Genomic DNA, 22,305 nt, shown 5'->3' with positions numbered 1-22,305 from the left:
ACGGATTACCGAACCGGACCTAGATGACGTTGGCGCTGATCAACAGATTCCAGATCTCGTTCTGGTCGATGACCTCGACGCCGAGTTTTTCGGCCTTCGCGAGTTTGCTGTCGCCGACTCCCGCGCCGGTGATGAGGAGGTCGGTGTTGGCCGACACCGAGGAGGCGGCTGATGCCCCGGCTTTCTCGCAGAGGCGTTGGAAGGTAGGGCGGGGGACCTTTTCGCCGGACCGTGGGTCGCTGATGGCGCCGGTGATCACCACCGTCTTACCTTCCAGCGGAGCACCGGCCGCGACCACGGGCGGCAGATCCTCTTCGCGGACGTCCAACGAGACACCCAACTCTCGCAGCCTGTCGAGTTCGGGGCGAAGGCGGGTGAGGTGCTCGCTGAGGGACGCGGCGACCTTCGGTCCGATGTCCTCTACCGCGACGAGTTGCTCCTGGTCGGCGTCGGCGACCTCTTCGAGAGTGCGGAATCCGGCTCGGGCCAGGCGCGCGGCGGTGCCGTCGGAGGCCATCGGGATGGCCAGCCCGATCAGCGCGCGGCGCAGGCCGACCTGGCGACTGGCATCGATGGAGTCGATCATGCGGGTGGCCGAGACTTCGCCGATGCGGTCGAATTCGAGCAGGCGTTCGGCGGTGAGTGTGTAGAAGTCCGAGGGGCGTTCCAGGATGCCTGCCTCGGCGAGACGTTCGATCCACACCTGCCCGATGGCGTCGATGTCCGCAGCGGCGCGGGAGGCCCAGTGGATGAGCCTGCGCACCGTCTGAGCAGGACAGGAAACGTTGGTGCAGAACAGTTCTCGGCTGTTGCCCTGTTCGGTGACCGGTTGCCCGCACGAGGGGCAGGCGGTGGGTGGGAGGATCTCGCGTTCCTCGCCGGTGCGTCGGGAGGCGTCGAGCACACCCGCTACGAACGGGATCACGTCGCCGGCGCGGCGGACCAGCACGGTGTCACCGATTTTGATGTCGCGGGCGCGGATCACCTCCTGGTTGGCCAGCGTGGCCTTGGTGACCGTGGTGCCGCCGACGAACACCGGTTCCAGCCAGGCGACCGGGACGATCTTGCCGGTCTTGCCGACGTCCCAGACCACGTCGGCCAGCAGCGTGGTCTTCTCCTCGGCGGCGAACTTGAACGCCAGCGCGCCGCGTGGGGAGTTCGACCGCGTCCCGGCCGCGGCGTAGGCGTCGCGGTCGGCCAGCCGCAGCACGGCGCCGTCGATGTCGTAATCCAGGTCGTTGCGTCCCTGCTCGATCGCGGTGATCGCGGCCTGAGCCTGCTCGGCGTCGGCGCACAGGCGCATCTGCGCACCCGCGATTCCCAAGGCCCGCAACCCTTCCGCCAGGTCGACCGACGTGTCGTCGGTGGAGGTGTCCAGGTCGAAGCCGAAGAACTGCAGACGCCGTTCGGCGACGGTGGCCGGGTCCTTCGCGCGCAGCGTGCCCGCCGCGGCATTGCGCGGATTGATCAGCGGTTTGTCCGGATGCGCGGTGTTGTAGGCCAGGAAGGTCGAGCGCAGCATCACCGCCTCGCCACGCACCTCCACCCGCCCGGCGACGGGAATCCGGCTCGGCACACCGTCGACCAACGCGCGGACCAGCACGGTCACGTCGTCACCGGTGGTGCCGTCACCACGAGTGACCGCGCGCACCAGTTGCCCGTCCTCGAAGATCAGCGCCAGGGACAACCCGTCGAGCTTGGGCATCACCACCACCGATTGACCGGCGAAGCGCTCGAAGAATGCCGCGACCTGCTCGGGCTTGGTGGCCTTCTCCAGCGACAGCATCGGATGTGAATGCCGGATCGGCGCGTGCAACACCGCGGGCGCACCGACCTGTGCGAGCGGATTCGGCTCCGGCGTCAGATCCGGGTGCGCCTCGATCAAGCCGCGCAGCTCGTCCTCGATCGCGTCGTACTCGGCATCGGCGACCAGCGGCGAGCCCTGGTAGTAGGCATCACGCAGCGCCACGACGCGGTCCGCGAGCTCTTGGATACGTTCCCCAGTTTCCACAGCACGAGACGGTACCCATCCCCACCGACAGCAAAATAAGGCAAGCCGCGAGTCTGCGAGTCTGGCTGAGCGTTCACCGCGAAGGCGGTCGAGCGCATCTCATGCGGACTCGGACGCACCTTCCTGGTGATCGCTGAGCGCCTTGATGTCCAGGGGCGTGATGTCAGTCCTACACACAGCAGTATCTACATATGCGCATCTACGAATTAATAGCCGACAAGCCTACGACAACCCGAAAAGCAAGGACGGAGACGAGGCGGTCGAAGCGCACGGTCGGGAGCCATGCACAACCTGAGGAGGTTCGGGACCTAGTCCTCTTTATGCAGGTGAAGGCAGTGAGTGATCGTGGAGTACACATCGTTCGAGCAGGAGGCACATCATGGCCACAGCGAAGGACATCATGCACCCGGGCGCCCAGTGGGTTTCTCGTCAGGACACACTCGAGCACGCCGCCCGGTTGATGCGAGAACTCGATATCGGCGCACTACCGATCAGCGACGAGAACGATCGGCTGTGCGGGATCATCACAGACCGCGACATCGTGGTGAAAGCCATTGCCCTCGGTCGTGATCCGGCACGGACGACCTGTTCCGAGCTGTGTGAGGGAACTCCGCGGTGGGTGGAGGCCGATGCCGGTGTCGACGACGTTCTGCGTGAACTCGAGGTCCGCCAGATCAAGCGGCTCCCGGTGATCGAAGACAAGAGGCTGGTCGGCATGATCAGCGAGGCCGATATCGGTAGGCACCTGAGCGACCACGAGATCGCCGAGTTCGTGGAGAGTGTGTACGCGGGGCAGTAGGACTCGAGGACGCCGAAAGTCCCGAGATCGAGAGCCCGCCTACTCGGACACACCGGACGTTGCGCCCTTGCGGCCGGAGGAAGCCACCGAGCATTCTGGCGCTATGCGGTGGTGGGCATGAACGACAAACGGCCGGCACAGCTTCGCTTTCCTCGACTACGTTGGCGATCGATCCCGGTCGATGGCCGTATCACCCGATACGCCGTTGGCGGGCTCGGCCAGCACGTTCTGTTCCTGCACGGCTGGGGCGTCGGTGGACGCGCATATGCCCGCCCGCTCGAACAGCTCGTCCGCATGGGAGTGCGGGTATACGCTCCGGCGCTGCCCGGGTTCGGCGGCACCGCGAGCCTTCCGGTCGAGCAGCGAACCCTCGCCGGATATGCCCGGTGGGTCGGCCACTTCGCCGACGCGATCGAGCTGCCCCGACCGGTGACACTGGTCGGGCACTCCTTCGGCGGCGGCGTCGCGATCGAGACCGCCCACGATCTACCCGACCTCGCCGGGCGGCTCGTGCTCGTGAACTCCATCGGCGGCTCCGCATGGACCGACGGCCGGGGAGTGCCGCGCGCGTTGCGCGAACGGCCGCTGTGGGACTGGGGCCTGCACCTACAGGCCGATCTGCTCCTCGGCCGTCAACTGACCCGGGTCATGCCGGTGATCTTGCGCGATGCGGTGCCGAACGTGTTGCGCAACCCGACCGCGGTCTGGGAAGTCGCCCACCTCGCCCGAAGCGCCGACCTGGCCCCCGAACTCGCTGCGCTCGCCGAACGTCGACTGCCCATCTTCGTGGTGTGGAGCAAGCGGGACACAGTCATCCCCGAATCCACCATGTTGTCGTTGCAGACCGCCCTCGGTGACCCGCAGACCATCACCGTGCCCGGCGGGCACATCTGGCTCATGTCCGATCCGCACGCCTTCGGCGAAGTCATCACCAACGTCATCTGCGAACCGTCTGCCGGCCACGATGGCACCGCGCCGCCTGCCGCCGAGCAGTCATGGAGATCAATGATGTAGATGTCCTGATCGTGCCCGGCGGTGTCGGTCGCCTCGGCGGCGATGACCTTCGTCTCTGGTGTGTTGCTGGATGCCCGGTGTGAGCTGGTGGGGAAGGAGGCGTTCATGAAAGGTGACAGCGGATCGGGCGGACAACGGCTCGCCGGTTTGGTTCTCGTCGTGGCGTCGGGTGTAGCCGGTGTGGTGCTGGCCTGGCTGGTGGTGTTGCCGAGGTTCGTGCGGCGGCACCGGGATATGTTGCTGGGTCGCGGTCTGTTCCGGCAGCTGGTGGACAAATACAACGACACGACCCGTTCGACGTCCGGCACCGAGCGATCGTCCTCGGGACTGCTGACCCACGTGGGGCGTTGCAGCGGAAGGGTTTACCACACGCCGCTGGGCGCGCATGCCTATCATGACGGCTTCTTGCTGCCCTTGGGGTACGGCACGAATACCGACTGGTACCGAAACCTGATGGCCGCGGGGTCGGGCGAACTCGCCTGGAAAGGCCGCACGTTCCGGTTGGAGCGGCCGGAAGTCGTATCCGGGGCCGACGCGACGTACGTGTGGCCGACGCGAGATCGGGTGCTGCTGTGGCTGGCCGGAATGCACGAGTTCGTCTGGCTGCACGCCTGCGACGACCAGCCCGTACGGTCGCTGCGGTCCGAGTCGTCGATCGAAGAATTCGGTGATGACATGGTCCCGCACCGTGATTCGGCGTCGCGCGGCGCGTTGGCCGAACGGTCAGCGGGCTGATCGAGTAGGTATCCGCAGCGGTCGTGTCGCGGTGACGGTTCGTGAGCCCGCGGGGGTGTCGAAGGTGATCGGGCCGCCGGCGGTGAGGGTGATCGTCGTGGTGGTCGGGGTGATGCGGACGTCGACGACGCTCGCTCCCACCGAGAGCCCGCGGATGGTGATGCCGTGTGGAAATCCGTTGGGCAGCATGGGGTTCAGTCGCGGACCAGGTTCGCTCCAGCGCAGACCGGTCAGGGCGTAGAGCAAGCCCTGTAGGAAACCTGCCGCGCCGGTGACGAAGATCCAGGCCGATTGACCGAGCGCGTTGGCGCCGGAACGGTCGCCGCGCGCCTCGGACTGGAAGTTGTAGGGACCGCGCACGTACGGCTGCACCGACCGGTCCAAGTAGTACTGGGTGCGGCGCGGGTCGTATTCGGCGCTGAGGATCGCGCCGACGGGACTGCTCATGTTCGGGCCACCTGGATCGGTCCGGTCGAAGTAGAAGTGCAGGGTGTCGACGGGGGAGTATCCGGGTGCGGCGTAGGCGAACGGGTAGCTGAGCAGCACGGTGTCCACCTGCTTGATCGGCGCTCCCGCGTACCCGAGGTATTCGGCGGGTACGCCGGGGGCGATGTCGGGCGGCATGGCCATGGTGGCGGCGATGTCGGCCCAGCGCGGGTCGACCGGCAGTCCCGCCAACTCGGCCGCGCGGGCGGCGATGCGCATCGTGTTCATCACGCCGCCGTTGGTGAGGGCGTTGTCGACCGAGAGTGCGACGTACTCGTCGGCGCCGGCCGAGGGCACGTAATGATATTTGCCGTCGGGCAGTTTCGGGCCCACCCGGGCGGTGAGATATTCGGCGATCGCGGTGATCACCGGCGCACCGCTGGTGCGCAGCCATTGCCGATCGCCGGTCGCGATGTAGTACTGCCACTGGGCCAGGGCGATTTCGTTGTGCAGGTGTTCCTCGGTGAGCCCGCACACCGTTGGTGAGGCGCACCGCTGGGCGGGGCCGTCGTTCCACGGATACAACGCACCCGGGAGCCCGTAGCCGCGAGCGTTGGCCAGCGCGGTCGGGAGGGCCTTGCTACGGAAGTCGACTATCGTGCGCGCGAGGTCCGGGTACAGCGCCAGCAGCGTCGGGAAGATCCAGGTGTCGGCGTCCCAGAACGTCATACCGGCGTAGTCGTCGGACGACAGTCCTGCGGGCTGCACCGCCCATCGCTCGCCCGCCCGGACGCTGGAGAGCAGCGTATACAGGGCCGCGTGGATCCATCGCGTGTAGTCTTCGCGACCGGGTATATCGAACCCTTTCTGCCACAACTTATTCCATGCGGCGGCGTGTGCGCCGTGCTCGGTGTCGTAGCCCTGCGCACGCCCGGACTCGGCTGCGGTGGTGGCGGCGGCCTGCGGATCGGAACCGTAGTCGGTCGAGGAGATCCCTACGTACTTGGTGAAGGTGTAACTGCCTCCCTCGGTCACCGGCGTGGTGTAGCGGATCCCGCTGGTGGCGGGCAGCGCGGCTGCGGCGGTGTTGCGGGGCGCGTCGATGGCCGAGACCACGAATGCGGTGTCCGCCGAACCGTCCGCGCGCACCCCGGCGACGCTCCGCTTGCGGTCCGGATCGGCGAAGGCGGCCACCGTGGACACCCGCCGCGCGGCCGCGGTGTCGATCAGGTCGGTGACATCGAGATCTCCGGAGAAGTCCGGTGTGAGAGTCAGCCGCTGCACCGCAAGATCGGGTCTCGCCCGGGACACGAACGTGTCGTAACGCAGTCGCACCCGATGCCGGGAATCCGGGATCCAGTCGACTTGCGTTGTCGCCGTTGCGGTCCGGTAATCCAACGTCTGCCGGTAATCGTGCACCTCCGCCGGATCCACCTCGGGTCGATATCGGTGGCCCGCGACCCCGACGGTGAGCCCCGACCAGGCCGGTAACGCCGCGATTACCTGGGTGTACTGCGGCGAGGGAGCCGCTTGCGCATAGAAGCCGGCCAGATAGGTGCCGGTATATCGAGGCTGCTGCAACGGAAACGACGTGCGCGCGGTGTCGCCGTAGTCGTGATATCCGCCCCCGCTGGGCGGCAGCATCGTGCCGATCCTCCCGTTCCCCAGATACGGGGCGGCTCGAAAGTCGTTCGGCGCGAACGAATCCGAGACGGCCGACCACTCCGTCATCGCACCATGATCCGCGCTCGCCGTGCCTGGCACGAGCGTCATCGAGAGCACTACACCGGCCAGCACGACCAATACCGTCCACGGCCGACCACCCCGTGCTCGTACGGCGATCCCGATCGAGGTCACGCCGCTCATCCTCGGAACCGGACGCGCGTCGGTCAACGCGACACGCACAGTGGGCACGAGTAACTCGGGACCCGCCACGACAAGAGCCCGGCGACGCGTTCCAACCTCCGGCGTGCGCACCGCTCGAGGACTGTCAGCTGTGACATCAGTGCCGGTCGGCGCGGTCCAGGCGCAGTACGTCCAGCACGGTGTCGACGACCACCGGCACGGCCGATGCCACGGACGGCGAGAGGCCGACACCGAGGATCTATTCGCGCCGCCTCCACGACGATGACGACCAGTTCGCCGGGAAGTCTGCCCAGGAGCCGGGCCAGTGTGATCGCCTCCCGCAGGCCGAGTGCATGGGAGCTGGTTGCTGCGACGCTCGAGAGGGACTCCACGGTGGTTCGGTGGATCCGGCCGGGGTGGCTCGGGCGGCACAGCGCCGCGTCGACGACCACGGCGAGGTCGACGCCGCTCCAGATATCCATGAGGTCGGTGGGCTCGCCGTCGCAGACCGCCACCGGCACATCGGGGAGGGCCGGACCTGCCAGAGCCTCGGCGACCCGCGGACCGATTCCGTCGTCGTGGCGGTATTCGTTTCCGATCCCCGCGACGACCGCGCGCCGCAGGGTCATTGCCGCCGCATCTCGAGATCGAGGAAATGTGCCGAGCAGGAGATGCAGGGGTCGTAGTTCCGGATGGTGCGTTCACACAGGCCGGCGAGCGTGACGTCGTCGAGGTCGAGGTGCTCGGCGACGACCCGGCGCAGATCGTCCTCGATGACGGCCTGGTTCTGGGCGGTCGGTGGAACGATGGTGGCCGCGCGAATCGACCCCGCAGCGTCGATGTCGCCGGTGGTAGAGCAGCCCGCGCGGCGCTTCGCTCACCCCGTGCCCGGTTCCCGCCCGGGGAGTGATCGGAACCGAAGCGCGGGAAGGGGTTTCGAAGCCGGTGATGATGCGGATCGCCTCGTCGCAGGCGTAGACGACCTCGACCGCGCGCACCAGGATGCTGCGAAACGGATTGCGGCAGATTGTGCCCTGCCCGATCTGCGCGGCGAGCTGGCGTGCCGAGGGCGAGAGCCGGTCCGAGTTCAGGGTGTACCGGGCCAGCGGGCCGGTCAGATACCGGCTCCCGTCGAGGGTGGCCTGTAGCGCGGTGGAGTGCGGCGCCTGATGTTCGCTCACGTGGGCGGAGAATTCCTCCGGCGGGAAGCGAATTCCCGAGCTGGTGTCCGGGCAGATGCCGCAGATGCGCGAAGTGATGTCGGGCGGCTAGGTGTAGCCGCGGCCACGCAGGAACGCCTCGAAGAAGCGGGGCGGCTCGTAGATATTCAGTTCCGCACATTCGACTGTGCCGTCCTGGACGGTGATGCGCAGTGCGCCTTCACCTTCGACCCGGGCCAGCGAGCCGACCTGTAATTGCCTACCGCGGTGCGTCATCGGAACTTCGCTGGGCGAATTCGGGCGCAGCCGCCGCGACAGTGCGGAACACCCGGTCGATGTCGGGCGGCAGCATGCCGTTGACTTCCAGAATGAGAAGCAGCGCAGCGATATTCGGTCTGGTCATCGGTCCGAAGCAGCCGTAGCAGCCGCGGTGGTATGCTGGGCGCAGCGCGCCGCAGCCGGCGTGGGTGACCGGGCCCAGACACGGGATGCCCTCGGCGACGGTCACACAGGGCGTACCGGGGCGTTTGCATTCGGTCCACTGGAGTCGGGGATATCGGGTGCGCGACCGGCCAGGAAGGCGTCCAGGACGCGCACGAGCTGGTGGCGGTCGATGGGCAGCCGCGCAGTTCGTAATCCACCTGGACGTGTGCCGAGATCGGTGTCGCGGTCGCGAGCGTGGAGATGTACTGCGGGTCGGCATAGACCAGCGAGGTGAATTCGGTGACGTCCGCGAAGTTGCGCAATGCCTGGATGCCGCCGTGCGTGGCACACGCGCCGATCGCGACGAGTATCCGTGACTGTTCCCGGATTTCGATGATCCTGCCCAGCTCGTCCGGTGTCGTGATCGAACCTTCGACCAGGGAGATGTCGCAGGGGCCCGGTTCGGGTGCGTTCGATGCCTCCAGGAAGTGCGCGATGTGGATTCGACGCGACAGGGTCAGCAGTTCGTCCTCGCAGTCCAGCAGGGTGAGCTGGCAGCCGTCACAGGAGGTGAACTTCCACACCGCGAGGGTCGGGGTGGTCATCACAGCTCCCGTACGGCGAGCAGCGGTCCGGCGACGGCGTAGTCCACGACCGGTCGGTCACGGCACAGCAGCAGCGGGCCCAGTTGGCAGTGGCCGCATCGAGCGATGCCGCACTGCATGTTGCGCTCCAAGGACACTCGGATATCGCCCGGCCGCAATTCCGTTGCGCTGCAACGTTTGCGCACAGAAGCGCAGCATCGGCTCCGGCCCGCACGGGAAGGCGGTGGTGTGCCGCGGGTCCAAGCGCAGCCGGGCCAGGGGTTCGGGGACGAATCCGACCGGCCCGGTCCATCCCGGCGTCGGCTGATCGACGGTCTGATACAGCTCGATCGCGCCGCTTGCGGACCAGTCGGCCTGATTGTCGCGGAACAGCAGATCTGCCGGTGTGCCGGCGCCGGTGATCAGGATGACGCGCCGGTAGTCGGTGCGAGCGGCGAGCACGGCCAGCACGAGCGGACGCAGCGGCGCGAGCCCGACACCGCCGCCGACGATGACCAGATCGTGCCCGGCCGCCGAATCCGGTTGCCAGCCTCGGCCGAACGGTCCGCGGACACCGATCATGGCGCCGACGGGGGAGTCGTGCAGTGCTCGGCTGACCGCCCCGACCGCGCGAACGGTGTGTTCGAGCAGGTCGCCGGTGGTGGTGGGATCGCCGCTGACGGAGACGGCGATCTCACCGATTCCCCAGCGATACGGCATCATGAACTGACCGGCCCGGAAGCGCTGCGCCGCACGGTGTTCCGGCTCCAGCAGCAGTGTCACGGCGTCCGGATTCTGCGGATAGCGGGCCAGGACCCGCTACGGCAGCATGGTGTCGCCGTCGAGGGGATGTCGCGGTGCGGTGGTCGAGCCGGTGTGCGACCCGAGTGTCACGATGCGCCCGAGCCCGCATCGACCGGATTGCGGTAGAGGTCCAGCAGCCGGGCGCGGGTGGCCTGCAGTCGTTCGAGCAGTGCCTCGAACAGCATCGCGCTCAGCGCCCGGTCGAATTCCGGGTCCACGGCGGTGAGTTGGTTCAGTGCCGCAGCGCTGAACTCGGTCGCGGCTGTCGGCTGCACGACTCTGGCGCTGAACCGCCACCGGTACGGCGGCACCCGCCACGACCAGCCCAGCAGCTCGCCACGGCCGAGCGTCTGCACTCGCACATCGCCCCGGCCGACCACGTAGGCGGTCAACAGGATCCGGCCGCTGTGGATCAGCCAGCAGCGATCGGCGACCTGGCCTTCGGTGATCAACGCCAACCCTGGCGCGAGGACGATGTCCTGTCCGGCGGCCGCCAGCACCGACAGCGCGCTGCCGGGCAGACCTGCGAGACGGGGGAACTCCGACAACTCCTCAACGGTGGTCATCGGCCGCCTCCGCGTCGAGTTCGGCGAGCCTGGCGACCTCGGCGGTCAGGTCGATTCCGGCCGGGCACCAAGCGATACAGCGGCCGCAGCCGACGCATCCGGAGCTGCCGAACTGGTCGTACCAGGTGCTCAGTTTGTGACTCAGCCACAGCCGGTATCGGCTCCCGCCCGATTGCCGGACGCTGCCGCCGTGCGCGCACTCGACCGCGACCACGAACGGGCGACGATCCGGTGCCGACACCTGCGGGTAGGCGGCATCGCCGAGGACATGTTCCAGGATGCCCAGGGCAGCCAGGTCACAGCCGCGCACCCCGAGGAAGGCCAGCGGTGCCGATGTCCGCGAAAGGGTTTCGACGGTCAGGTCGGCCCCGATGTCGGTGAGTTTGCGGTGTGGCGGGTGCATGAACTCCTTCCAGAAACCGGGGCCCGCGCAGTGTGCGAACACCGCGTCATCGGCACGCCGCTGCACCCGATATCGGCCCGGACCGGCCTCGACGCCCCAGCCGCCGGGCAGTTGTGCACCCGAGTCGAGTTCGTCCAGGACGATGGCGCTGCCCCGCAACCGGGGGCCGATCACCCGAAATCCCGCATCGCGCAACACCTCGACCAGTCGGTCCAGGCGCGCCCGGTCGATCATCGCCACGTCGGTACCTGTCACACGGGGCTCGATTCGCGGAGGTGCCAGGGTCACGCGTGTACGGCTCCACCCGGAGCGTTGAGCAGGCCCTCGGAGATGAGCATGTTGTGTGCGTGTTGCGCAGCGATGGACTGGTGGCGGTTGCCGCGTTCGTCCGCGGGCGATTCCATCAGCCCGCGCGACAGTTCCGCGACCGCGTCGCCGAGCACTCTGAGCCGGTGCTCGAGCTCGGTGTATTCGCTCGGCCGGACGGTTTCCCGGGTTGGCAGATGAGCCGTTGTACCGCACAGGAGACCGCACAGGTGGACCGGGAGCACCGCGAAGACGTGACCGAGTTGCCCGGGGGAGAACAGATCGGTCAGGGCATCGGTCACCGCGCTCGCCAAGGCGGGGACCTCTTGCGGCGGCACGCCGGCCTCGTGGGCGAACTGGTGCACGAAGCTGGCGGTGTGGTGATCCGCGGAGTGAACCGGAACCCAGCCCTCGTAGTAGAGGCCGCGAAGCAATTCCGGTAGCTGTGCTGTGAGATGCGCCGAACCGGATAATCCGATGCGGTCCCGGACAGCATGCAGCCATGCGCGTAGTACGCGATAAGCGAAATGGCGATCTTCGGTGCCGATCGCCTGGGCGACGGTATTGAGCCAGTGATGCGCGGTGTGCACGGTGGATGCGAAGGGGTCGTTCGAGTGGGACATGTCTGTCAGCATCGGCTGCGACCGAGTGTCGCTGTAGGGCCGGAGGTCCCCGTGCGCGGGGAATGTCGGATTGCCAGGCTAGAGCTTGTAGCCGATGCGGCGTAACAGTTCTCTGCGATCCTGCTGGTCGGCCGTGGTTTCCACACCCAACGGCGGGGGACCGTCGATGACGCCGATGATGCCGCGCCCGAGGTCGTTCTCGGCGATCACGATCTGGACCGGATTGGCTGTGGCGCAGAAGATCGTGCACACCTCGGGAACGTGGCGGATCGCGTTGAGCACGTTCACGGGGTGCCCCTCGCGCAGGAACACCACGAAGCAGTGACCGGCGCCGATGGCCAGTGCGTTGCGGGTCGCCAGGTCGACCAGGTCGGGGTCGTTACCGGAGTGCCGGACCAACCGGGGCCCGGACGCCTCGCAGAACGCCAGCCCGAAGCGCAGTTGCGGGCCGGTTCCCACGAGCGCCTCGTGCAGGTCCTCGACGGTTTTGATGAAATGCGACTGCCCGACGACGACATCGAGGTCCTCGGGTTTGTCGATGGGCACCGTGCTGAGCTCCATGCTGCCGATGCTCCGCCGCGCCGGTGTGGTGCGCCAGGGCAGATGGGCCCTTTCATGGTCGCCGGCCGCGAGCGTGGGCGAGCAGCACCGAGATCTCGGTTTCGATGGCCGAGGGGATCGTGTCGATGTCGGGGGTGCTGTCGTAGTCGGCGGTGATGCCGAAGGTCAGCCGGTCGCGGTAGCTCAGGATCGCGACCGTGGTGCGCAGGCGCATGGCGGTGGGGATGCACGGCCACAGTTCCAGGATTTCGTGTCCGCCCAGGCTCAGCCGGTTCCGCGGACCGGGCACATTGGTCGCCAGGGTGCCGATCGCGTGCTGCGGGAAGCGGGTGGCGACCCGGAATACGCTCGCCACCACTCCGGCGGGCAGTCGGCGAGCCAGCGTGAGCAACGACTGTTCGGCCTCGACCTCCCCGCGGGCCCGGTGTTCGCGGACCCGCCGGTGCACGAGCCCGAGGCGCTCGACCGGATCGTTCACATGGATCGGAAGCTCGGTGACCGTCGCCGAAATCCGGTTGTCGAGAACCTGTTTCGCACCCACCGCTCTGGTCGAGACCGGTATCACGACCCGCAGCTCACCCGGGACCGGAGTCTCGCCGCGCAGCAGAAGCAGGCGACGGTACGCCGCGGCGATCGCCGCGACGGCGACGTCGTTGACCGTCACGCCCTGCGCCGAGCAGATCTCGTCCACCTCGGGCAGTTCGGCTCGCGCCACGGCATATCGGCGCTGCTGTCCCACGGCGCCGTTCGCTCGGCCGCCCCGGTCGGTCCGTCACAGAAGCTTTCCAGCAGGGTGATACCGGAGATTCCGTCCACCATGGTGTGGTGTGCCCGGACGATCATCGCCCACCGGTCGCCGGCGAGATGTTCCACGATCGTGATTCGCCAGAGCGGATGGTCGCGGTCCAGTCGTTCGGTGATCTCGGTGGCGACCAGCTCGCGCAACTGTGGTTCACCGCCCGGCTCTGGCAGGGCGGTCCGGCGAATATGGTGCGCCAGGGCGAAATGGGGGTCGTCCTCCCAGGCCGGTCCGCTGACGTCCAGGGGAGTGCGGCGCACTCGCTGCCGCAGCCGGGCATGCGACTCCAGACCTCGATCGAGCCAGATCCGTAATTCCTGCTGGTTCGGTGCGGGACCAGCGATGATCGCCACCACTCCGATGGCGAGACTGATGTGCGGATCGGAATCCTCGAGTTCCAGGAATCCGATGTCCAGTGGGCCCAAATGTGTCATCGTGAGCACCTGTTCCGCCGTGGCCGCGGCATCGGACAGCGACGACCGCGAGAACCGCCACGGCTTCACCACGACTATTGCGCGACGGGTTCGGCGCGCGGTATGCCAAGGTCATCGGCCGGTGGGGTATTGCTGCCCGAGCTGCCGTGCTGAGCGTGTCAGCTGCCGCCGGCCTTCTGCAGATGTGCGATCTGGTTGCCCCACACCGACTGTGATCCGGCGTCTCCGGTGCGGTAGAGCTGCACCATCGATGCGACACCGACCACCACGGCCAGCGCTGCCACGGCCACGGTGAGGATCGCGCGTGGCTTGGTCCCGCGTCGTTCGATCACCTGGAGTGCGGCCAGTACTACCGCGACGACCAGCAGCGCGATCGAGAAATACAGCATCGTGTCGCCGCGTTCGGCGTGTTCGCGCAGGATCGCGTCGGGATTCTCGCGCAGGTTGTAGAGCCATTCGCCGGCGTGGATGGTGATCGGAGTCAGCACCATCGTGATCACGGCGAGGATCAACGTCAGCCAGACGAGGTGCCCGCGCCGAGCGGCCGGCCACACGGCGCACACGATTTCGAGTACCGCGGTCAAGGGCACGAGCGCGATGATGAAATGCACGAACAGTACGTGTGCCGGCAAGTTGTGGATGACGGTCATCGGACTCCTCGACCAGTTCGAACGAGTGCGGAACGGCTCATGATCGATCCTGCGCTGCGAGGTCGAGCATAGCGAGGGCGCCGCACTCCATCAGCGCAAATGCGCATGCGGAATGCGGATCCCTCGGGATCGGCCGGTGCCGCACCCGGTACGGCGGCAGCTGCCGAGGGAGACTGCGTCGGATTCGGTCTGTGACTCATACCGCCTTTACTCGGAGATACCCCCAGGGGTATGGTCGGCTGCATTGGATAATACCCCAGGGGGTATATGAATGGAGAGCTGATGACCGAGTCGGGGATTGCGTCGCCACCGCAGGAAACCACGTGGAATACCCGCGGAGCGTTGGGCAGGCTGGGGGCCGTGATGGCCGGGCGAGCCCGGATCGTGTTCGGGGTGTGGCTGGTACTGCTGCTTGCACTGGGTGCCGCGGCGCCGAGTGTGTTCAATTCGCTCGCGGGTGCGGGCTGGCAGGCCGACGGGTCGGCATCGGTGCGGGTGCGTGAACTCGCGCAGCAGCACTTCGGCGGTAATTCCTCGGCCGCGGTGCAGGTCGTCGTGCATTCCGACACCCAGGCCATCGACAGTGCCGCGGTGCAGTCCGTGCTCGGGCGGGCCTCGGCCATCTTCGCCGCCGACCCGCGGTTCGGCGAGGTCGTCGCGCCCCAGCCGGGGACTTCGATCAGTCGCGACGGGCACACCGGAATCCTCATCGCCGGCGCGAATGCTTCCCCCGACGACATGGTGAAGGCGGTGGATGCGCACAAGAGCGCGTTGACCACGTTGTCCGGCAACGGGATCGAGGTCTACCCGACCGGTGCGTCGGCGCTGTGGAGCGATTTCAACAAGGCCAACCACGAGGCGATGCTGAAGGCGGAGATGTTCTCCTGGCCGGTGACCTTGGCGATCATGGTGCTCGCGTTCGGGTCGCTGGTGGCCGCAGGGCTGCCGCTGCTGTTGACCCTGGCCGGGTTGATCGCCTCGGCCGGCGGCCTGGTGCTGCTCAACCACCTCACCCCGATCTCGGTGTGGGCCATGAACTTCGCGATGATGTTCGCCCTGGCACTGGGAATCGACTACGCGCTGTTCATCGTCGCGCGATTCCGCGGCGCTCTGGCGAGGACGTCCGATGCGCGCGCGGCCGTGGCCGAGACGATGAGTACGGCGGGCAAGGCCGTCGTGCTGTCCGGGCTCACGGTTCTGGTGAGTCTGTCGGCGGTGTTGATCGTTCCGGCGCCCGCGGTGCGGACGATGGCGGTCGGGATCATGTTCGCGGTGGCGTTCGTCCTGGCCGCGACATTGACGCTGCTGCCCGCCGCGCTGGGAGCGCTCGGCCACAAGATCAACGCGGGATCGCTGCCCAAGGTCGGGCGGCAGCACCATCGATCACCGCGGTTCGCCGCCTGGGGGCAGCGCCTGCACGACCGGCCCTGGCCCTTCGCGATCGCCGCGCTGCTGATACTGATCGCCCTGGCGGTCCCCGTGGCCGGTCTGAAGGTCGCCATGCCCTCGATCCAGGTCGTTCCCTCGGACGCACCGGTTCGCCAAGGATATGAACTGGTGCAAGCGCAACTGGGCAAGGGTGCGCCGGGAGCATTGCAGATCATCGCCCCGGCGGCCGAATCCACCCAGGTCGCGAATACGGCATCAGCGGTCGAGGGCATCGCGATGCTCACCCCGCCCGAGACCGCCCGCGACGGCAGCGACCTGGTCATGATGCAGGCACTGCCGAGCGTGGACCCGTCCGACGCGCGAATGAGCACCATCCTGGACCAGTTGCGGGAGCGGCTCCCGGCCGACGCGCTCGTCGGTGGCGCGCCTGCGGAGAACCTGGATCTGCAACACGCGCTGAATCACTATTTCCCCATCATCGTGGGGATCATCCTGGTCCTGGGCTTCGCGCTGCTGCTGATCGCGCTGCAAGCTCCGCTGGTCGCCGCCCTGGGTACGGTGGTGAGCCTGCTCTCGACCGCCGCGTCCTTCGGGGTGGCGAAGCTGATCTTTCAGGACGGCCACGGCGCGGGTCTGCTCGGCTTCACTCCGCAGGGATTCCTGGACGGCTGGGGGCCGGTGTTCTTCTTCGCGATGATCTTCGCCATCGCGATGGACTACACGGTGTTCCTGCTCGCCACGGCGAAAGAACACTACGAACGGTCCGGTGATCCGAGCCGCGCCCTCATCGACGGGCTGGCCCATTCCGGCCGGGTGATCTTCGCCGCCGCGGTGGTCATGGTCGCGGTGTTCTTCACCTTCGCGCTCGCCCAGCCGCTGCCCCCGAAGGAGATGGGCGTCATCCTCGGTGTCGCGGTACTGCTCGACGCCGCCGCGGTGCGCCTGGTGCTGCTGCCGGTACTGTTGCGGCTCACCGGACATCGCGCCTGGTGGTCCCCGCGATGGCTGCGCGCGGTGTTGCCCTCGATCAGTTTCGCGCACGACTGACATCACAGCCTCTCTCCATACCCCCAGGGGTATGGTGGGAGGTAGGTGAACCAACGAGAAGGGCTACAGCCATGGTGGGCAACGAAGAGACGATCGCACTGGTGCTGAACCGGTTGCGTCGCGCGCAGGGGCAGCTCGGCGGTGTGATCGCCATGATCGAGCAGGGACGTGACTGCAAGGACGTGGTGACCCAGCTGGCCGCGGTGTCGCGCGCACTGGACCGGGCCGGATTCAAGATCGTCGCCACCGGGTTGCGTGAATGCATGACCGGCGAATCCGCCGACGGAACCGAACCGATGAGCGAAGCCGAACTCGAGAAACTCTTCCTCGCCCTCGCCTGAACCCGCAGGCGCGCAACCGATTATGGAGGTCAACTCATGGCGAACCTACCTCGGCACCACGGCTGGTCCATTGCCCGTGTCGTTCCTCTGCTGGCAGGCGCCTTCGTCCTGATCAGCGTGATACTGGCGGCGGCGTGGTCGAGTTGGTGGCTGGTCTTCACCGGGTTCGTGGGCGCTAACCTGCTGCTGTACGGCACCGCGGGCTGGTGCCCGGCGACCCTGCTGCTACGCCGACTCGGGCTGCCCGCCGCCGCACCCTGCAACGTGTCCGGAACCTGACCGCTCGTCATATCCACTACCGAAAGGAAGTGCCGGTAATCATGAAACTGGCCATCGCCACCACACTACGCACCGACCGGTTCGACGACGCGGTCGAACGAACTCGTACCGCACTGGCCGAGCAGGGCTTCGGCGTCCTGACCGAAATCGATATGACCGCGACACTGAAGGCCAAACTCGGCCAGGACATGGAGGACTACCGCATCCTCGGCGCCTGCAACCCGCCACTGGCCCACCGCGCGGTCGAGGTCGACCGCCAGATCGGATTGCTGTTGCCCTGCAACGTGATCGTTCGTCGCGACCGCTCCGACGACGGTACGGTCATCGTCGAAGCCATGGACCCCGACGTCATGGTTCAGGTCACCGGTGAAGCGGGCCTGGAACCGATCGCCTCGGAGGCAGCGACCAGGCTCCGCGCCGCCATCGACGCCCTCGGCGACCACTGATGCCTCGGACGGCCCGGGTCATCGGTGCGCCACCCGCCGCGCCGATGACCCGACGGGGCTTCCTGGCCTTCGGCGCCGGTACCGCGGCGGCTGCTGTGCTCGCCTCGTGTTCGACCGGTTCGTCGAGCTCACCTCCCCTCGTGCAGCCCGATTCCGACGCCGTCCGAACAGCCGAAAACTCTCGTCGCGCCGCCGATGCCCTCGTCCGGCAGGTGAACCTGCGCGCGGCCCCGGCCACTGTGGATCTCGGTGGCGTTCAGGTGCCCACCTGGGTCTACGACTCCCAGCTGCCGGGCAGGGAGATACGAATCAAACGCGGCGAAGTCCTGCGGGCCGAGCTCACCAACGCCTTACCGGCCCCGACATCGATCCACTGGCATGGCATCGCATTACGCAACGACATGGATGGCATGCCCGATCTCACCCAGCCCGCCATCGCGCCCGGCGGAGCCTTCGGCTACGAGTTCACCGTGCCCGATGCGGGTACCTATTTCTTCCATCCGCATGCCGGCGTCCAGCTCGACCGTGGCCTGTACGCCCCGCTCATCGTCGAGGACCCCGCCGACGGCGCCGACTACGACCTGGAAGCCGTTGTCGTGCTGGATGATTGGCTCGACGGCGTCAACGGCCGCAACCCCGACGAGCAATTGCGGCACCTACGCGAGACGGGTGTGGGCGGCATGCCCGGGATGAACATGGGCTCGATGGGCGGCATGAACATGGGCTCGGGGTCGATGCCGACGAATCCGGATGCGCCGCTGGGCTCGGATGCCGGTGACATCAAGGACTATCCGTACTATCTGATCAACGGACGCACCGCCGCGGACCCGGTCGTTCTCACAGGCAAACCCGGGCAGCGAATGCGGCTGCGGATCATCAACGCCGCCGCCGACACCGCGTTCCGGGTCGCGGTCGGCGGCCATACGCTGCGCGTCACCCACAGCGACGGCTACCCCGTCCAGCCGGTGACCACCGCCGCCGTCCTGATCGGTATGGGGGAGCGCTACGACGCGATCATCGATCTCGGCGACGGTGTCTTCCCTCTCGTCGCCGCCGCGGAAGGCAAGACGGGACAGGCTTTCGCGGTGATCCGCACCGGAGGTGGCGCCCCGCCGACCGCCGACTCGCGGCCCGCGGAGTTGGCGCAGGCGCCATTGACAGCGGCCCGGCTCACTGCGGCCGAGGCGGTGCGGCTACCCCGTCGCGCCCCCGATGTCACCCTCGGCGTGACTCTCGGGTCCGACTCGTCCCGGTACATCTGGACCATCAACGGCAAGGCATACCCCGAGCCCGCCGCGCTGAATGTGACTCAGGGACAACGAGTCCGGCTGCGGTTGGTGAACAAGACCATGATGTTCCACCCGATGCATCTGCACGGTCACACCTTCCAGGTCGTCACCGCGAACGGCATGGGCGCGCGCAAGGACACCTCCATCGTGCTGCCCATGCAGACGGTCGAGGTCGACCTGGACGCCACCAACCCCGGGCAGTGGATGTTGCACTGCCACAACGCCTATCACGGCGAAGCCGGCATGATGACCGTGCTGTCCTACGTGCAGTGACGCACCCCGTCACCACCTGCTCAGGTCACAATCGAACCGATTGCCGCGTCGCTGATTTCGAGTAGCCGTCGGCGCGACGGCCGATCATCGGCCTGCGGGTGCGGTGAGCACTCTCGGGTGCCGTCGAAATACCGGCCTGTGGTCCGAACCAGGCTCGGATCACAGATCAGCCGGAGGGTCGCGTTCAGGCCTTCGGCGATGGTGCTGATCGGTGTGACACCGGCTTCGCGCACCATGGTCGTCGGCATCAGAGTGGCCGGGTGCAGGGCATTCACGGTGACACCGGTGCCGTCGAGTTCCTCGGCGTACTCGATGGTTGCCATGATCATCGCCAGCTTGGCGCGGCAGTAGGCGGCGAACGCGTTGTAGTCGCGTTCGGGAGTCGGATCCTCGAGGTCGATCTCCTGCTGCCCGGCGGATGCGACATTCACCACCCGCGCCGGAGCTGAGGCTCGCAGCAGCGGTAGCAGCCGACGCGTCAGTCGGTAGGGGGCCAGATGGTCGACCGCCCACACTGATTCGATGCCGTCGGCGGTGAGTTCGCGTTTCCCGTCCGCCCGGCCGCTGATCCCGGCATTGTTCACCAGGACATCCAAATGCGAAGTGCGGGCGATGATCTCGTCTACAAGCCGGTCCACCTCCCTGAGTTGGGACAGGTCCGCCAGGATGATCTGCGGAGTTGGTCCACCTGCGGCAACGACTTCGGTCGCGACCGTTGCGGCCCGCTCATGGTTGCGGCCGTGCAGGATCAGACGGGCGCCCGCCGCGCCGAGCCGGACCGCGAGCGCGCGGCCGAGTCCGTCCGTCGCACCCGTGACCAGCACGGTGCGATCGGTCATGTGATCGATATCGGGATTCACTGCACCGTCTCCACCGTGGCGACGAGCGTCGCGCGACCCAGGATGTGACCGGCGATGGTGAACCCGAGCAGGGCCGGTGTGGCGTCGGCGGCGACGCCGATGTCGTCCGCGTCCAGGGCGTGCACGGTCACGAAATACCGGTGCTCACCGTGGCCCGCGGGCGGTGCCGCGCCGATGTATCGCGGCAGGCGCGCATCGTTCGGCAATTGGAAGGCGCCCGCCGGCAAGTCGGCGCCTTCGGGCAGGCTCGTCGTCGTGGCCGGGATATTGGCGATAGCCCAATGCCAGAAGCCGGACCCGGTGGGGGCGTCAGGGTCGTACACGGTCACTGCGTAGCTCTTGGTGCCCGTCGGCGCGCCGCTCCAACTCAGTTGCGGGGAAAGGTCTTTGCCGCCCGGAGCGCCGGAGGACCACTGCGCGGGCTGCCAGGTATCGCCGTCGCGCACCGTGGTGCTGGTGACCGTGAACGAGGCCGCCTCGGGGAGCCGGGCGAAGGGGTTGTTTGCGCTCATCGTGTCGCGCCTTTCGAGTCGTGCCGGACATGCAAGATCGACGATAGCATTAATGATCGATTATTTGTGTAATCGTCTATGATCGGCTCATGGCCCGAACAGTCGATGCCCCGACCGCGCCGGAGAAGCAGATGCTTTCCGAGCAGGTCTACGCACAGTTGCGCGCAGCGATCATGCGCGGTGAGTACGCGCCCGGCGATGCGCTCAAGCCGCAGGAGCTGTCCAGGCAGCAGGGCGTGAGCCTCGCGGTCGTGCGTGAGGCACTGGTGCGTCTGGTCGGTGAGGGGCTGGCCGATCGGCTGACCAACCGTGGCTTCGCGGTCCCCGCATTCTCCGATCACCGCTGGCAGCAGATCGGTGAGGCCCGCCGGGCCATCGAGCCGGTGCTGCTGCGCATGTCGATCGAACGTGGCGACGTCACCTGGGAGGGCGAGGTTCGAGCCGCCCATCACCGCTTGGCGCGCACGCCGGTGTACACCCCGCAAGACGGCGAGTACTACAGCGAGGAGTGGGCCGAAGCCCACCGGGTGTTCCATCGAACTCTGCTGCAGGGATGCGGCAACCCGGTGTTGTTGGAGACCTTCGACCGTATGTGGGTCGCGAGCGAACTGGCCCGCCGCTGGTCGTCGCACCGTAACCCCGAGCGCGACGGTATCGAGAAGCATCGTCGACTCGAGGAAGCGGCGCTGGCGCGGGATCCCGACACCGCCGCCGACATACTGATTCAGCACCTCACCCTGACAACTGCCGCGCTCGCAGACCGAGAAGCGTGAAACCTCCGGCAGTCCCGCCGGACCGGTAGCCGGCACATGGGGTCCAATGACGTGAAAAGTCGCGCTAAGGGTTTCGGGCTGGCCTGCCGCCGATCATCCGCGAGGCCGTGCGCGACGGCCACGGCGAATTTGGTTGTATTACAGACAAATTCGACAGGCGTGTGTGTCGATGCCGAGGGGAGGTTCGCTCGGCATCGACGGCGCGGTGCCAGCCTTTCACCGGCGGCGACACGCCGACACCCACGATCTCAGGCTGGAGTCTAGGCTCCCGGCATGAGCACGGCCCAAACCGAGAAAAGCCGGGCGGGGAACCGACGATTGCGGTCACGGCTTCGCAGGTATCTTCTGCTCGTCTGCACCATCGTGGCCTGCCTCGGGATACTCGTCTCGGCGAGCAAGCCGGCCAGCGCCGAGCTGATGTCGTTGTCGCCGTTGCTGATCCTCGGGGGGACATTCGTGGTGGTTGTGGTGTGGACCGTGGTCATCGTCTACCCGATCCTGGCAGTCCGATCCCGGCGGCTTCGGGTACCTGAACTCGGCCCCCTGGTTGCTCCCGCACTGATAATCGCGCTCACGGCCGTTCTATGGAGCGTAGATCTGCCAATGGCTGTGCGCTGGCACCTCTCGTCGCACGCCTTCGACGATGCGGCACAGCAGGTGAGTGCCGGGATCGATCCACGGACGTTCGAAGGTGACCGCCTCGGCCTTTATCGCATTCGCGGTGTGGAACGCCTCAGCGACGGCATCTACTTCAGGACTGGCCCTATGGGGTCCTATTGCTCGATGGGAAGTGGCTTTGCCAATCTTTCTGGCCACCGGCCCGCGACAGGCAAATCCCATCACCTCAGCGGCGACTGGTATTGGTTCTGTTTCAACAGCGCAGGGGTTGTAGAGCCCGACCACCCCATCGGCGGAGTGTACCAGCCGGTGACGAAACCGCTGGCCTGAAGCGA

The 22,305-nt window shown here is 67.2% G+C and carries 22 protein-coding genes and 3 pseudogenes; 10 read left to right on the top strand and 15 right to left on the bottom strand.

Annotated features, from left to right (window positions below):
- Positions 1–19: 19 nt before the first annotated feature.
- Positions 20–2,011 carry an NAD-dependent DNA ligase LigA gene (ligA, locus tag ON40_RS13915; protein WP_040822336.1) on the bottom strand — a complete coding sequence of 664 codons (1,992 nt, stop codon included), beginning with the start codon at positions 2,009–2,011 and terminating at the stop codon, positions 20–22.
- A 379-nt stretch (positions 2,012–2,390) separates the two neighbouring features.
- Between ligA and ON40_RS13910 the strand changes: the two genes are divergently transcribed.
- The 3 genes from ON40_RS13910 (at position 2,391) to ON40_RS48150 (ending at position 4,559) form a co-directional block, all read left to right on the top strand.
- Complete coding sequence (locus ON40_RS13910; RefSeq protein WP_040822334.1) at positions 2,391–2,810, top strand: CBS domain-containing protein; 420 nt, start codon at positions 2,391–2,393, stop codon at positions 2,808–2,810.
- Positions 2,811–2,927: 117 nt separating this feature from the next.
- On the top strand, positions 2,928–3,824 hold the full coding sequence (locus tag ON40_RS13905; RefSeq protein WP_051193078.1) for an alpha/beta fold hydrolase: 897 nt from the start codon (positions 2,928–2,930) through the stop codon (positions 3,822–3,824).
- A 105-nt stretch (positions 3,825–3,929) separates the two neighbouring features.
- Complete coding sequence (locus tag ON40_RS48150; RefSeq protein WP_157186289.1) at positions 3,930–4,559, top strand: nitroreductase/quinone reductase family protein; 630 nt, start codon at positions 3,930–3,932, stop codon at positions 4,557–4,559.
- Here the strand turns inward: ON40_RS48150 and ON40_RS13895 are convergent.
- The 12 genes and pseudogenes from ON40_RS13895 to ON40_RS13845 form a co-directional block, all read right to left on the bottom strand.
- The gene (locus ON40_RS13895) at positions 4,548–6,842 is read right to left on the bottom strand and encodes a glycoside hydrolase family 65 protein (RefSeq protein WP_169541858.1); all 2,295 of its coding nucleotides are present in this window, start codon (positions 6,840–6,842) and stop codon (positions 4,548–4,550) included. The two genes, ON40_RS48150 and ON40_RS13895, sit on opposite strands and share 12 nt — an antisense overlap.
- A gap of 32 nt (positions 6,843–6,874) precedes the next feature.
- Complete coding sequence (locus tag ON40_RS13890; RefSeq protein ID WP_051193075.1) at positions 6,875–7,459, bottom strand: hydrogenase maturation protease; 585 nt, start codon at positions 7,457–7,459, stop codon at positions 6,875–6,877.
- Positions 7,456–8,266 (bottom strand): annotated as a pseudogene (locus ON40_RS49225) (nickel-dependent hydrogenase large subunit). Before ON40_RS49225 ends, ON40_RS13890 begins: the two are co-directional and overlap by 4 nt.
- A pseudogene (locus ON40_RS13880) lies at positions 8,250–9,018 on the bottom strand (NADH-quinone oxidoreductase subunit B family protein). Before ON40_RS13880 ends, ON40_RS49225 begins: the two co-directional pseudogenes overlap by 17 nt.
- Positions 9,018–9,810 (bottom strand): annotated as a pseudogene (locus ON40_RS13875) (FAD/NAD(P)-binding protein). Before ON40_RS13875 ends, ON40_RS13880 begins: the two co-directional pseudogenes overlap by 1 nt.
- A 77-nt stretch (positions 9,811–9,887) precedes the next feature.
- Positions 9,888–10,367, bottom strand: a complete 480-nt coding sequence (locus ON40_RS13870; RefSeq protein WP_051193073.1) for a Crp/Fnr family transcriptional regulator — start codon at positions 10,365–10,367, stop codon at positions 9,888–9,890.
- Positions 10,354–11,004, bottom strand: a complete 651-nt coding sequence (locus tag ON40_RS13865) for a 4Fe-4S dicluster domain-containing protein (protein ID WP_083895628.1) — start codon at positions 11,002–11,004, stop codon at positions 10,354–10,356. Before ON40_RS13865 ends, ON40_RS13870 begins: the two co-directional genes overlap by 14 nt.
- Before the next feature lie 50 nt (positions 11,005–11,054).
- Positions 11,055–11,699, bottom strand: a complete 645-nt coding sequence (locus ON40_RS13860; protein ID WP_040822329.1) for a DUF2267 domain-containing protein — start codon at positions 11,697–11,699, stop codon at positions 11,055–11,057.
- Between the two features lie 78 nt (positions 11,700–11,777).
- Positions 11,778–12,260: an adenosine-specific kinase gene (locus tag ON40_RS13855; protein ID WP_040822327.1), complete on the bottom strand. Its 483-nt coding sequence runs from the start codon at positions 12,258–12,260 to the stop codon at positions 11,778–11,780.
- 52 nt (positions 12,261–12,312) lie between these two features.
- Entirely contained in the window at positions 12,313–12,999 is a 687-nt protein-coding gene (locus ON40_RS54560; RefSeq protein ID WP_245567792.1) for a WS/DGAT domain-containing protein, read from the bottom strand.
- Complete coding sequence (locus tag ON40_RS54555) at positions 12,921–13,493, bottom strand: wax ester/triacylglycerol synthase domain-containing protein (RefSeq protein ID WP_245567791.1); 573 nt, start codon at positions 13,491–13,493, stop codon at positions 12,921–12,923. Before ON40_RS54555 ends, ON40_RS54560 begins: the two co-directional genes overlap by 79 nt.
- Before the next feature lie 158 nt (positions 13,494–13,651).
- The gene (locus ON40_RS13845) at positions 13,652–14,143 is read right to left on the bottom strand and encodes a DUF2231 domain-containing protein (RefSeq protein WP_040822325.1); all 492 of its coding nucleotides are present in this window, start codon (positions 14,141–14,143) and stop codon (positions 13,652–13,654) included.
- A 282-nt stretch (positions 14,144–14,425) separates the two neighbouring features.
- Between ON40_RS13845 and ON40_RS13840 the strand changes: the two genes are divergently transcribed.
- From ON40_RS13840 to ON40_RS13820, 5 genes are all read left to right on the top strand, one after another.
- Positions 14,426–16,579 (top strand): MMPL family transporter, encoded by a 2,154-nt coding sequence (locus tag ON40_RS13840; protein WP_083895627.1) that lies wholly within the window; start codon positions 14,426–14,428, stop codon positions 16,577–16,579.
- Between the two features lie 71 nt (positions 16,580–16,650).
- On the top strand, positions 16,651–16,920 hold the full coding sequence (locus ON40_RS13835) for a metal-sensitive transcriptional regulator (RefSeq protein ID WP_040822320.1): 270 nt from the start codon (positions 16,651–16,653) through the stop codon (positions 16,918–16,920).
- A gap of 36 nt (positions 16,921–16,956) precedes the next feature.
- On the top strand, positions 16,957–17,199 hold the full coding sequence (locus ON40_RS13830; protein WP_040822319.1) for a YgaP family membrane protein: 243 nt from the start codon (positions 16,957–16,959) through the stop codon (positions 17,197–17,199).
- Between the two features lie 41 nt (positions 17,200–17,240).
- Positions 17,241–17,645: a DUF302 domain-containing protein gene (locus ON40_RS13825; RefSeq protein ID WP_040822317.1), complete on the top strand. Its 405-nt coding sequence runs from the start codon at positions 17,241–17,243 to the stop codon at positions 17,643–17,645.
- Entirely contained in the window at positions 17,645–19,207 is a 1,563-nt protein-coding gene (locus tag ON40_RS13820; RefSeq protein ID WP_051193070.1) for a multicopper oxidase family protein, read from the top strand. Before ON40_RS13825 ends, ON40_RS13820 begins: the two co-directional genes overlap by 1 nt.
- A 20-nt stretch (positions 19,208–19,227) precedes the next feature.
- Here ON40_RS13820 and ON40_RS13815 read toward each other — a convergent pair whose 3' ends face one another.
- Both ON40_RS13815 and ON40_RS13810 read right to left on the bottom strand, forming a co-directional pair.
- Positions 19,228–20,046 (bottom strand): SDR family NAD(P)-dependent oxidoreductase, encoded by an 819-nt coding sequence (locus tag ON40_RS13815; RefSeq protein WP_040822643.1) that lies wholly within the window; start codon positions 20,044–20,046, stop codon positions 19,228–19,230.
- Positions 20,047–20,063: 17 nt separating this feature from the next.
- A complete protein-coding gene (locus tag ON40_RS13810; RefSeq protein ID WP_040822314.1) occupies positions 20,064–20,579 on the bottom strand; it encodes a YbhB/YbcL family Raf kinase inhibitor-like protein in 516 nt (171 codons plus the stop codon).
- 89 nt (positions 20,580–20,668) lie between these two features.
- Between ON40_RS13810 and ON40_RS13805 the strand changes: the two genes are divergently transcribed.
- Positions 20,669–21,352, top strand: coding sequence for a GntR family transcriptional regulator (locus ON40_RS13805; RefSeq protein ID WP_040822312.1), 684 nt, complete (start codon positions 20,669–20,671; stop codon positions 21,350–21,352).
- Positions 21,353–21,625: 273 nt separating this feature from the next.
- On the top strand, positions 21,626–22,300 hold the full coding sequence (locus ON40_RS13800) for a hypothetical protein (protein ID WP_157186287.1): 675 nt from the start codon (positions 21,626–21,628) through the stop codon (positions 22,298–22,300).
- Positions 22,301–22,305: the final 5 nt, after the last annotated feature.

It is taken from the genome of Nocardia jiangxiensis NBRC 101359 (assembly GCF_000308615.1).
Taxonomy (GTDB): Bacteria; Actinomycetota; Actinomycetes; order Mycobacteriales; family Mycobacteriaceae; genus Nocardia; species Nocardia jiangxiensis.
Note: the sequence above shows the minus strand (reverse complement) of the source record. Positions and strands in the feature narration are given on the sequence as shown.